Origin of the sequence: Actinomadura sp. GC306, from assembly GCF_004348665.1 — a bacterium.
Classification (GTDB): Bacteria; Actinomycetota; Actinomycetes; order Streptosporangiales; family Streptosporangiaceae; genus Spirillospora.
In genome coordinates, this window is sequence record NZ_SMKM01000301.1 from 1 (window position 1) to 7,719 (window position 7,719).

The following is a 7,719-nucleotide window of genomic DNA, read 5'->3' on the forward strand; positions in this document are numbered from 1 at the left end:
GTTTGGGGGAGGGCCGGGGTGATGCCCGGTCGGAGCATGAGGGGGCCGGGCCGCCTGGGTCCGGCTGCCGAGTGAACGGAGCCCCCCATGCTCAGCACCACCAGGATCGCGGTTCTTGCCGGGGTCGCCATCGCGGTCACGGCTGCTCCCGCCGTTGCGGAACCCATCTCCGCGGCGGCCAAGTCGGCGCTTGTGTCAGGGTCGGCGCAGATTCGGTTGACGTACTGGCCTGACCAGGACCTGCGCACCTTCACCTTCGATGCCCGTGCCGTCCCGTACTCGTCGCCCAAGCCGGGCGCCCCCGACGGGCTGCCGACCGACGCGGAGGGCACCGTGAAGATCTCCCACCACTCTCCGGCGGAGGGGTGGACCGTGCGGTCGCGGGCCAGGGTCGATTGCCTCGTGACCAGCCCCGGAAACGCCACGCTCACCGCGGTCGTCACCCATGCCGATGAGCCGATCAAGGACCAGATCGGCAAGCGGCTCGGCTTCAGCGTCCACGACGGCCGGCATGACCGGATGGGGTTCTCCTGGTCGGTCGTCAACGGTGACCAGGACGAGGAGGGCACCTGGGTGGAGGGCAGGGCCGGCACTTGCATGGGGCCCGCGGCCTTCGCCCCGGTCACCAAGGGCGGCTACGTCGTCAGGCACGCCGACCTGCTGCCGTTCCCCGGCCGCTGAGCGTCAGTGCAGGCCGCACTTGCTGAGGCCGACCCGGCCGCGGTACTCACGACCGCGGCCGGTGGCGCCCTTGGGCCTTTGGCCGGGATCTTCGTGCCGTCGCCGATGGAGATCGCTCTTGCCGAAGAGTGGGGAACAAGGGTGACTTCCGCGCGCCCCGACGACATTGACCGGTGAACGGGGTCGGTGTTCGACTGGAAATAAGCCATCCGGATTGGGGGAGATGAAGATGGCTTTGGGGGAGCAATTGGGCCATGACAGCGGGCAGGTCACGGGGACGCGCGTGCTGCCGCCGACCGAGCAGGGGGAAGCGAGGGTCGAGGTCTCCTTCGAGACCCGCGGCCGGCTTCTCGACGAAGAGGTCGTGGACATGGGGACGTACGTGTCGGTCCTCGGCGCCGACGGCGTCCTGCGCGGCGAAGGCCAGGGCTGCACGATGTCCGGCGGCGGCGAGACCGTCGTCTGGACGGGCACGGGAGTCGGAGAGCTGCTGAACGACGGCGCGACCTCGTTCCGGGGCGCGATCTTCTACCGGGGCGCCTCCGGGACGTTCGCGCGCCTGAACAAGATCGCCGCCGTCTTCGAATACGACGCGAACGCCAGCGGCAAGACCGAGACCAAGGTCTACGAATGGAAGTAATTGCACCGGCACACGACGGCTGAGGGCGGCGGTGCCCGCACTCGACACCGCCGCCGCGTCATGCGCCCCGGCCTGACCGCTCACGGCGTCAACAGTTCACGCGTGAGCACGTCAACGGCCCGGTGGACGTCCCGCGCGGGGACGATCGGCCGCCCGTCGTCCCAGGTGAACCACCACGCCGACCGGATGTAGTCGCACCCGACCTCGACCAGGCGCCGCGCCCCGCCGACCCCGACGACGCTCACCCAGGTCATGCCGCGCCGCTCGACCATCCCGCACGCCAGCTCCCGCCGCGTATCGATCGCCGCCCGCAGCGCGTCCAGGTGCACACGCCTTTCGTTGGACGGCGCCGAGACCGCGTGGATGTCGACCTGCATGCCCATGAGCACACCTCTTTCCATGGGACGGCGCGGCCGGTGGGCCCGCCGGGGGGACGTCCACCGGCCGCGCCGCGCTTCGAAGGACGGTGGCGACCGCGCCACCGCCGATTCACCGGTTTCTGACCTGCGCCTTCTCGGCCTGCCGGAGCAGGGCGGCCCGCAGCAGCGGCGCCGTGGGGTACATCAGCGTCGGCTCGACTCCCACGCGTGGGTCATGCAGGCTTGCGACCCATTCACCGAGCCGCCCGTCCTGCTTGACGGCCCGCCAGATCCGCCACCCCGCGAAGTCGGCCCGCAGCCGCTCCAACTCCCGCTCTTCCACCTGCATCCGCGTGTCCATCGAGTTCCCTCTGAGTCGGCCTCACTCGCCATTTCGTGTGACCACCCTCACACGCTCGGCTACTCTGGGAAATCGACCGAGCACCACCAGCAATGCACCGCAGGCAAGATCATCCGCACCCGCCGCACGGGTGCAGCCCCCCGGAGGTCGTGATGCCCGCCCGATCCGAGCCCTACGACGGACCTGCCATCGTCACCTTCGCGAAGGAACTCGAATGGCGCCGAAAGCAGGCCGGCCTCAGCAAGAAGGACCTCGCAGAGAAGCTCGGCTTCGCCGACTCCTATGGCGGCCAGGTCGAGCTGTGCAAGAACCTGCCGTCCGAAGAATTCGCCAACGCCCTCGACACCTTCTTTCGGGTGGACGGCCTGTTCTGCCGCCTATGGGAGCGAATCAACGAAACCCGACACGTTGCCGTCGTGCCACCGGGATTCTCGGAATATCTGGGTTACGAGGCACGGGCGAATTTCATCAGAAACTTCAGTCCGACCTTGGTGCCTGGACTGCTACAGACAGAGGGGTATGCGCGCACCGTTCTCGGTGCCAATCAGCTTCCCGAGATCGTTGATCGGCTGGTTCAAGAGCGCCTGAAGCGTCAAGAGGTACTCGTTGGCCAAAATCCACCACGCACCTGGTTCATCATGGATGAAATCGTTCTGCGCCGGATGGTCGGGACCAGTGAAGTCATGCGCGAGCAACTATCCCATATAATTGAGTTCGCTGAGAGTCCTACTAACATGATCCACATAGTTCCGTTCGATGTTGGTTTTCACGACGGCCTTGGTGGGATGTTCACTATTCTTGGTTTCGAGGACGGTATGGCCGTTGTGTATACGGAGTCGGGTGGCGAAGGCATACTTATCAATCAACCGCCTCGCGTCACGAGACACGTCGTACGATATGACCTGGTTCGAGGGCATGCGCTGCCCGCCGCGGAGTCCCTGGCCTTGATGAAGGCCGTGCTGGAGGAGCTATGAGGGAGAGAGACCTGTCGGTTGTTAACTGGCGTACGAGCAGTTACAGCGATCAGCATGGTGGCGAGTGCGTGGAGGTTGCGCCCCTTGCTCCGGTGGTTGCCGTTCGTGATTCCAAGGATCCGGACGGGCCGCGTTTGGTGTTCGGTCTTGCGGCTTGGCGGATGTTCGCCGATCGTGTGAAGGCGAGAGAGTACGACTTGGGGCGGTAGTCATGGTCGGTCCATCGGACGTCGAGTGGCGGAAGAGCAGTCGCAGCGCGCACCAGGGCGGCGAGTGCGTGGAGGTTGCGGCTCTCGCGCCTGCGGTGGCCGTGCGTGACTCCAAGGACCCGGACGGCCCCCACCTGGCGTTCGGCCCTGCGGTTTGGCGGGCGTTCGCCGACCGTGTGAAGGCGTCCGCGTACGACCTGGGGCGGTAGCTGTGGGCGGCCGGGGTGGCCTGGCCGCCCACGGTGGGATTTGGCAGGAGATCTTGGTTGCCAAGGCGTAGCAGGCTTCGGCTGAGGGTGGTTTGGGGCCCGAGTTGATCGACAAGCCGCCGATCCTGAAGTAGCCGGCCGGATCGGCGGGTCGTCTCGTCCGCACGTCGGACACGCCCGCCGCGCCGGACCACTCGCCGTTCGCCGTCTACACGCGGAGTAGGACGGCCGTGGCCGCCTTTGGTGTCGACCAACTCGCTCAATGTGTCCCGAAAGCCGTGTTTGGACGGACCGGCCTGGCCCGCCTGGGGCTGCGCCGTTCGCGCGTCGGAGCGACGAGGACGACCGTCGAGACCGCGAGAGCCGCCGCTTCGCGCCTCATGAGGACGGCCGCCCTACCTTCTGCGGAAAACCACACCGCCCACCCTGCGCCCCTCAGTCAAAGGCCCGGAACTCAGGTGGTCTGCCCGCGCTAGGTGGCTGCCGGGAGGCCCAATTCTCTGAGGTAGGTCAGTCGGGCGTGGATGGCTGCGGAAAAGTGTTTCCAGTCGAGGCTCTCGACCAGCTCGACAGGCTGGGGGTCCTTCTCGGAGGAGACGATGTAGCAGACCGCGTCGTACAACCCTTCGGCCATGATGCGTTCGCAGAATAGTGCGAACCTTGCCTGATAGGACATCCCCCGCCAGATTTTCTCAACGGGAGAGGAGCCCTCAGCCAGACGCACTGGGGAGCGGGAAGCGGGTGCGTCCTCCATGATGAAGAAGTAGCCCAGCCAGGGCTTCTCGCCGGGGTACAGGTCGGCGAGTACGGCCCGTCTGAGGTCGACGGCACTGCCTAGCGCCTCTTCCACCCGGTTGTTGTAGTTGTTGCTGAAGGAGGGACCGCCGAGCGCTTTGAGTTCAAAGGCCGCAACCAGCGTGTTCTTGTGCGACACCACGAGGTCCCACTGCTTCTGTGGGCGGTAGTAGCCGGGGAGTTCCAGTCGTTGTTTCGTGGTGACCCGGATGTCCTCGGGCGGGTATCCGGCTTCCAGGAAGAACTTGGCCAGCAGGGCGGCGATGTCGTCGAAATGCTTACCGCCCCGTACTGCGCCGGCCGTGCCCGCTCCGACGACGTCTTTAATGCGTGACAGTTCCCGCTGTGACTTCCTGGCGCCCCAGTAGGCGGCAATCGCGTCCTCGAAGTCCTGCCGGCTGACTGCCAATACGTTCCTTACTCGGGGAGGTCCGCGATCCCGTAGGCGCGCAGTGCGGCTTGTGTGGCTGCCCTGACGTCGCGGCGCTCGAACGCGTCCGCCAGGGCCTTGCTGGTCTGCACGTCGATCTCCGCCGGGTCGGGGACGCGGATCTTGCGGAGGTACTGGGCTTGGAACCGGAGGGTCCCGCCGCGCATCCTGACCGCGTACGCCTTCACGAACGCTTCGGCGACGTTGGACAGCAGCAGTCCGCCGAGCACCCGCAGATCCCAGACGTCGGAGACGATGAAGTACAGGTTGTGATGAGGGTACAAGCCGCCCTCGTCCAGCACGGGATGGATTACCTGCTTCATGTCGGGCAGCAGCAGTTTGGCGCGGGTGTTCAGCCGCGGATCGACCTTGTCGATCGTCTTGTACCAGCGCTCCGGCTGCCGGACGGCCACGTGACGCTTCCGAAGTGCGGCCTTGTGCCGTGTGAGATAGGCGCGCAGCCGCGGGTGATCCGCCAGGTCGACGAGGGCGCCCGCGGCGTTCCACGGGTTCACCAGGTAACTACCGCCCCAGTTCAGATGCCCTGTCGTGGTGTCGCGGGCCATGGCAAGTGGAAGCATCCGGTCTTCTTCCACGAGGTCTGCCTGCTCCGTGATGAAGACCTTGTCCGCACCCGTCGCGACACCGATGCCGACGCGCGTTCCCGTGGTCTCGTCCTCGAGGGGCCGGAATCTCTCGCTGAGCTTCTCCAGGACGGCGAGGCGAGCAGGTGAGGCGGTCGGCCAGGAGTCTTCACCGGGAAACCAGTGCGGCAGGCGGGCGGCTTTGACCCCGCCCTCTTCCACGAGCGTGTTCTGCGCGGGGTCAGCGATCCAGCGAAGGAGGGCCCGCGCCTCGTCCTGCCCGAACTCCCGCGTGGTATCAGCGGTTATGGCGGGACCCTGCGCGGCGTTGCGGATCACCGTGATGGCCGGATAGGCGGACACCTGGTCCTGGAACGTGTCAACGTCATGCATGACCAGGACGAGATCCATGCTGTAGCGCTGCGTCACCATTTGGCGGAGCCGCCGACCGTACTGATTGCGCATCCAGCGATCCGCGCATATGAAGCCGAGCTTGCCCCCGGGCTTCAGGCTGCGAAGGCCGACCTCGTAGAAGCCCACGTAGACATCGGCTCGTCCGCCCATGGTCGAGCAGGCCGAGCGATAGGCCGCCATGCGCCCGTCCGGAACGTCCTCAAGGCGGATGTACGGCGGATTGCCGACAACGAAATCGGCTTCGGCCGCCCGGTGCGCGGCAAGCAGATAATCGCCCTGGTGCACCCAGCCCCGCGTGACGGAGTCGACCTGGGCTTCTTCCCAGCCATCGGCCGTGAGCCGCTCGCGGACGAGCGCGCGGGACAGTTCTACATTGCCTTCGAGTAGATCGAGGGCCCGAAGGGACTCGGCGGCGTCCGACAGCGGGCGCCGGTGGGCCCGGCACGACTGGCTCAGCCGCTGCACGATCGGGCCGAGGAAGGCGCCTTGCCCGCAGGCCGGCTCGACCAGCCGCAGCGCGGCGAGGTCACGGTCGGCCGTGTAGCCCACAAGGTCGAGGATCAGTTCGACGACCCAGCGGCGGGTGAAGACCTCTCCGTGCCGCACGGCCTCCTGCAGCGCCGCTGGCGGCGGAGGCTCGTCTACGTCGAACAGCGCTTGAGTGACCACCGGCCAGACGATACCGCCAGGCCCGGAGACGTCGGCGCGACTGTCACCTTGTGGATAACTCTTGGCTCCGCTTGTGGACGCATACGCCCGCGACCCACGGTAGCCGTACCGGTCACATGTCGCCGGGCGGGCGCTGACCTGCTGCCATTGGCCGGGGGCGTCCGGTAAGACCCCCGCAGGGCTCAGCGGTGCCGGGAGACCGGCTGCGCATGGGGGACAGGGCCTAGGGCAGGACGGGTGGGTGGGAAGCGATCGACTCATGGCCGCCGCCGTGCTGCGTCGGCATGGCGGGCCGGACGCTCTCGAAGTGCGGGAGGATTGGCCGGTGCCCCAGGTCGGCCCCGGCCAGGTGCTCGTACGGGTGAGCGCGGCGGCGTTGAACAACACCGACATCTGGACGCGGGAGGGCGCGTACGGGCTGCCTGGGCGTCCCGATGCGAAGGCCGGATGGCGCGGTCCGATCGACTTTCCCCGTGTCCAGGGCGGGGACATCGCCGGTATCGTCACCGCGGTCGGCGCCGGCGTCCCCGAAGACGTGGCAGGCCGCCGGGTGCTGGTCGATCCCGCCTTCTACGCGGACGGCCACGACGACGCGGTGCCGGTCGGGCTCCTTGGCAGCGAGGCGGACGGGGGCTTCGCGACCTACGTCGCGGTCGACGCCGACCGCGTCCACGACATGAGCGACTCGCCGCTGTCGGACGAGGAACTGGCCGCTCTCCCCGTCGCCTACGGCACGGCGATGGGGATGCTGGAGCGCGCCCACATTGGGGAGGGCGAAACGGTCCTGGTCACGGGCGCGTCCGGCGGGGTCGGGTTCGCCCTCGTTCAACTCGCCGTGGCGCGCGGCGCGCGGGTCGTGGCACTGACCGGCGGTGCCAAGGCGGCAGCGCTGCGGCAGGCCGGAGCCGCGGCGACCGTATCCCGAGACGGCGATCCCGCCCGCGAGCTGCGCGCGGCGGCGCCCGGCGGGCTGGACGCCGTCGCGGACGTGGCGGGCGGCCCCTGGCTGGAACGCGTCCTGCCCGAGCTGCGCGACGGTGGCCGCTGGGTCATCGCCGGCGCCGTCGCCGGGGCCGTGGTCCCGTTCGACCTGCGGCGCCTCTACCTGCACAACCTCAGCCTCATCGGCTCCTCGATGCACACCCGCGCCCACTTCGCAAAGCTGGCGGAGCTGGCCCGCGCCGGCACCCTGCGCCCTCGCATCGCGGCCCGGTACCCGCTGAGCGCCATCCACGACGCCCAGGCCGAGTTCCGCCGCGGCACCCACATCGGCAAGCTCGTGATCACCCCGTAAACCGGCGGCGCCCACCGGCTTTGCCCTGTGTTTTCGTGGTGGCGTCTACGGAGATTTCCTTTGCCGAAGGGTGGGGGACAAGAGGGACGTCCGCGCGGGG

The 7,719-nt window shown here is 67.9% G+C and carries 10 protein-coding genes; 6 read left to right on the top strand and 4 right to left on the bottom strand.

Translation table 11 applies throughout. The features are described 5' to 3' along the window. The first annotated feature begins 216 nt into the window (after nt 1–216). Nucleotides 217–681: a hypothetical protein gene (locus tag E1200_RS28700; RefSeq protein ID WP_207933595.1), complete on the top strand. Its 465-nt coding sequence runs from the start codon at nt 217–219 to the stop codon at nt 679–681. A 229-nt stretch (nt 682–910) separates the two neighbouring features. Beyond that, complete coding sequence (locus E1200_RS28705; RefSeq protein WP_131955207.1) at nt 911–1,321, top strand: hypothetical protein; 411 nt, start codon at nt 911–913, stop codon at nt 1,319–1,321. Nucleotides 1,322–1,401: 80 nt separating this feature from the next. On the opposite strand, the gene E1200_RS28710 is transcribed toward E1200_RS28705, so the two are convergent. Both E1200_RS28710 and E1200_RS28715 read right to left on the bottom strand, forming a co-directional pair. Next, nucleotides 1,402–1,704, bottom strand: coding sequence for a hypothetical protein (locus E1200_RS28710; protein ID WP_131955208.1), 303 nt, complete (start codon nt 1,702–1,704; stop codon nt 1,402–1,404). Between the two features lie 106 nt (nt 1,705–1,810). Next, nucleotides 1,811–2,041 carry a hypothetical protein gene (locus E1200_RS28715; RefSeq protein WP_131955209.1) on the bottom strand — a complete coding sequence of 77 codons (231 nt, stop codon included), beginning with the start codon at nt 2,039–2,041 and terminating at the stop codon, nt 1,811–1,813. 152 nt (nt 2,042–2,193) lie between these two features. Here E1200_RS28715 and E1200_RS28720 point away from each other — a divergent pair, with 152 nt between their 5' ends. Genes E1200_RS28720 through E1200_RS28730 form a run of 3 tightly spaced genes read left to right on the top strand, consistent with a single transcriptional unit; the run spans nt 2,194 to nt 3,433 of the window. Further along, nucleotides 2,194–3,015 (top strand): helix-turn-helix transcriptional regulator, encoded by an 822-nt coding sequence (locus tag E1200_RS28720; protein WP_165950506.1) that lies wholly within the window; start codon nt 2,194–2,196, stop codon nt 3,013–3,015. Continuing rightward, nucleotides 3,012–3,224 (top strand): DUF397 domain-containing protein, encoded by a 213-nt coding sequence (locus E1200_RS28725; protein ID WP_131955211.1) that lies wholly within the window; start codon nt 3,012–3,014, stop codon nt 3,222–3,224. The genes E1200_RS28720 and E1200_RS28725 overlap by 4 nt, the downstream gene beginning before the upstream one ends. A gap of 2 nt (nt 3,225–3,226) precedes the next feature. Continuing rightward, on the top strand, nt 3,227–3,433 hold the full coding sequence (locus E1200_RS28730; protein ID WP_131955212.1) for a DUF397 domain-containing protein: 207 nt from the start codon (nt 3,227–3,229) through the stop codon (nt 3,431–3,433). A 472-nt stretch (nt 3,434–3,905) separates the two neighbouring features. Here the strand turns inward: E1200_RS28730 and E1200_RS28735 are convergent, their stop codons facing one another. Beyond that, nucleotides 3,906–4,637: a PaeR7I family type II restriction endonuclease gene (locus E1200_RS28735; RefSeq protein WP_131955213.1), complete on the bottom strand. Its 732-nt coding sequence runs from the start codon at nt 4,635–4,637 to the stop codon at nt 3,906–3,908. Nucleotides 4,638–4,645: 8 nt separating this feature from the next. Then, nucleotides 4,646–6,325, bottom strand: coding sequence for an Eco57I restriction-modification methylase domain-containing protein (locus tag E1200_RS28740; protein WP_207933596.1), 1,680 nt, complete (start codon nt 6,323–6,325; stop codon nt 4,646–4,648). Nucleotides 6,326–6,650: 325 nt separating this feature from the next. On the opposite strand from E1200_RS28740, the gene E1200_RS28745 reads away from it, so the two are divergent. Continuing rightward, complete coding sequence (locus tag E1200_RS28745; protein ID WP_243708903.1) at nt 6,651–7,619, top strand: zinc-binding dehydrogenase; 969 nt, start codon at nt 6,651–6,653, stop codon at nt 7,617–7,619. The last annotated feature ends 100 nt before the right edge of the window (nt 7,620–7,719 follow it).

Excerpts from the sequence above, each read along its gene's own strand:
- E1200_RS28705 (WP_131955207.1), top strand. The coding sequence starts at position 911 with ATGGCTTTGGGGGAGCAATTGGGCCATGACAGCGGGCAGGTCACGGGG.
- E1200_RS28715 (WP_131955209.1), bottom strand. The coding sequence starts at position 2,041 with ATGGACACGCGGATGCAGGTGGAAGAGCGGGAGTTGGAGCGGCTGCGG.
- E1200_RS28725 (WP_131955211.1), top strand. The coding sequence starts at position 3,012 with ATGAGGGAGAGAGACCTGTCGGTTGTTAACTGGCGTACGAGCAGTTAC.
- E1200_RS28710 (WP_131955208.1), bottom strand. The coding sequence starts at position 1,704 with ATGGGCATGCAGGTCGACATCCACGCGGTCTCGGCGCCGTCCAACGAA.
- E1200_RS28730 (WP_131955212.1), top strand. The coding sequence starts at position 3,227 with ATGGTCGGTCCATCGGACGTCGAGTGGCGGAAGAGCAGTCGCAGCGCG.
- E1200_RS28720 (WP_165950506.1), top strand. The coding sequence starts at position 2,194 with ATGCCCGCCCGATCCGAGCCCTACGACGGACCTGCCATCGTCACCTTC.